The organism is Paraplanobispora takensis (assembly GCF_016863195.1).
In the GTDB taxonomy this organism is placed as follows: Bacteria; Actinomycetota; Actinomycetes; order Streptosporangiales; family Streptosporangiaceae; genus Planobispora; species Planobispora takensis.
The window spans coordinates 1-2,346 of the sequence record NZ_BOOK01000115.1 but is presented as its reverse complement, the minus strand read 5'-3'; the positions used below and the strand labels follow the sequence as shown (position 1 = coordinate 2,346).

Here is a 2,346-nt window from a genome sequence, read left to right as displayed (position 1 = left end):
ATGCGTCGGAGCTGTGATCGGCGGTAGAGATCATGCGGTGGTGTTCGGGGGTGTTGCCGTCAACGCTGCCGTCAGTGTCATCGGTTCTACCTTGCGCGAACGCGCACGTCTTCCCCTGACTGATCTTCCCGTCTGCCTCGTCCCACATGCAATGCAGCGGGCCAAGGGCCAGGGGCCAAGGCTGGAGCTCCCCACTGGAAGAACGACCTTGGCCCCTGGCCCTTGGCCTGCTGGGCTCTGCCTGGGACGCGGCAGGCGGGACGATCAGGCTCTACCTCAACCACCTATTGGTCGTCGGTTCGGCAATCGCGATCATCCCGGAGCCGAGGCCCCCGCCGGAGGCATGGTTTTCACCTGCGCTCAGCGATCGCGCAGGCTACACCGCCGATCATCATGCCGAGACCCAGCTTGATCACCAGGTCGGCAGCCTCGGGCCGGTATGTGTCAAAGAGGCCGAGCATCATCAGTAGGGCTATCCCAAGAAAGACGACGCCGCTGGCCAAGAACGCCCGCCGGAAGATTGCCGCTGATTCTCCGGGATGCCGTCGTGCGCGGTATGCGGCGTTGGCAAAGGCCGTCAACGGCAGAAGGACGAGAAGCAAGCCGAGGGGAGTCATAGCCGATGATCGTAAGCGAGGCTCCCGGACAGGGATAGATGTGTGCGAGAAGCGCAGTGGTCAGGGCTGATGTTCGGAGAAGCCTGATGGGCGGCGGCGTGGGCCTGGATGCGGCGGGTTGGTTGGGTGCGGCGTGGTGGGTGTGCGGCGGGCGGCCCGAGTGCGGCCCGGCCGTGACCGGCCCCCAGGCCGCATGCGCGGCCGGGGTCCGCGACGTGGGGCCGTGGTGGCGGCGCGACGCGCCGCCGCCCTTGATCCTCACAATGGCAATTCGGCAAGCTACGCGCTGAGCAGGTGCACTCCATCGTGCTGTCGTACGGCTGGCGCGTGGTTAGCGTCCATGGCGTCCAGTACGCGGACGGCGAATGCCTCGGATGCCATGGAGCGGACCTCATCGGTGGTGACCCATCGGAAGGCACGCGTTTCGTTGGTCTCGGTGAGTTGCCCGCCTACGATCTTGCAGCGGAAGACTAGGGCGACGATGCCTTGGGTCATGTTCTTGTAGACGCCTGTCAGTGCAACGGGCTCGACCTGGAGCCCGGTCTCTTCTTCGACCTCGCGCAGTAGGCCGGTTGTGATGTCCTCGTCCAGTTCAAGGACTCCGCCCGGTGCTTCCCAATGGCCGTTATCCCGGCGCTGGGTGAGGAGTGCTCGTCCCTGGTCATCGATGATCACACCCGCGACGCTGACAGAGTGGCCGTTCGGGCGAGTCATAGGAGTGTCCTCCGCACCTGTAGACGGTAACCTCGACTGTAGTACACGTATGTACGAGTTGAGGAGTTGGCCAGTGGCCGAGTCGCTGACCTTGCCGGATTTGGACCCGATCAGCGACCGGGCCGTCTTCCGCCAGATCGCCGATCACATCCGCGAAGCGATCGAGCGTGGTCAACTCGCTGAAGGTGACAAGGTGCCCTCGGAGGCCACTCTTATGCAACACTACGGCGTCGCGCGGATGACCATCCGCAACGCGCTGCAAGTCCTGCAGAGCGAGGGCCTGACCGTCGCGGAGCATGGGCGGGGGGTCTTCGTCCGTTCGCATCCTCCGGTGCGTCGCCTGGCTTCCGACCGGTTCGCCCGTCGTCATCGCGAGCAGGGCAAGGCGGCGTTCATCGCAGAGACAGAGGGAGCTGGCGGCAAGCCGTCTGTGGACTCCATCCAGATCACAGAAGTGAAGCCCTCGGCGCAAGTGGCCGAACTCCTCAACCTCGGACCCAAAGCCCGTGTAGTCTCCAGATCCCGCCGTTACTTGATCAACGGGCAGCCGGTTGAGACGGCGATCTCGTACATTCCTGCGGAGATCGCCAAGGGAACTCAGATCATGCAGCCCGACAGCGGACCGGGCGGGATCTATGCGCGCATTGAGGAGAAGGGTTACCGGCTTGATCGCTTCGTGGAAGAGATCAAGTCCAGGATGCCTCTGCGGGATGAGGTGCGAGCGCTGAAGCTCGCCCCTGGCGTTCCGGTATTTCACCTGGTCCGTACGGCATATGCCACGGACGGCACACCGGTAGAGGTGTGCGACACGGTGATGTCGAGTGATGCTTACGTGCTGTCGTACGAACTCCCTGCGCGATAGGGGTTTACAAACTCGTCTAGAGGAGTACAAAGAAGTTAGGAGATAACTCCTCTAGTCGAGTAGACGCCTAGTGGGGCGTGGAAGGGAGGCCAGGGCATGGCTCTTTCAGGAGGTCACAGGTTTTCGGTTCGCTTCGAGGACGTGTTCCCGGCC

3 protein-coding genes are annotated in these 2,346 nt (G+C 63.4%); 1 reads left to right on the top strand and 2 read right to left on the bottom strand.

What is annotated here, in order from left to right:
* Positions 1 to 350: 350 nt before the first annotated feature.
* Together Pta02_RS40630 and Pta02_RS40625 are read right to left on the bottom strand one after the other, a co-directional pair.
* Complete coding sequence (locus Pta02_RS40630; RefSeq protein WP_203880389.1) at positions 351 to 617, bottom strand: hypothetical protein; 267 nt, start codon at positions 615 to 617, stop codon at positions 351 to 353.
* A gap of 279 nt (positions 618 to 896) precedes the next feature.
* Positions 897 to 1,331 carry an NUDIX hydrolase gene (locus tag Pta02_RS40625; protein WP_203880388.1) on the bottom strand — a complete coding sequence of 145 codons (435 nt, stop codon included), beginning with the start codon at positions 1,329 to 1,331 and terminating at the stop codon, positions 897 to 899.
* A gap of 73 nt (positions 1,332 to 1,404) precedes the next feature.
* On the opposite strand from Pta02_RS40625, the gene Pta02_RS40620 reads away from it, so the two are divergent.
* On the top strand, positions 1,405 to 2,193 hold the full coding sequence (locus tag Pta02_RS40620; RefSeq protein ID WP_203880387.1) for a GntR family transcriptional regulator: 789 nt from the start codon (positions 1,405 to 1,407) through the stop codon (positions 2,191 to 2,193).
* Positions 2,194 to 2,346: the final 153 nt, after the last annotated feature.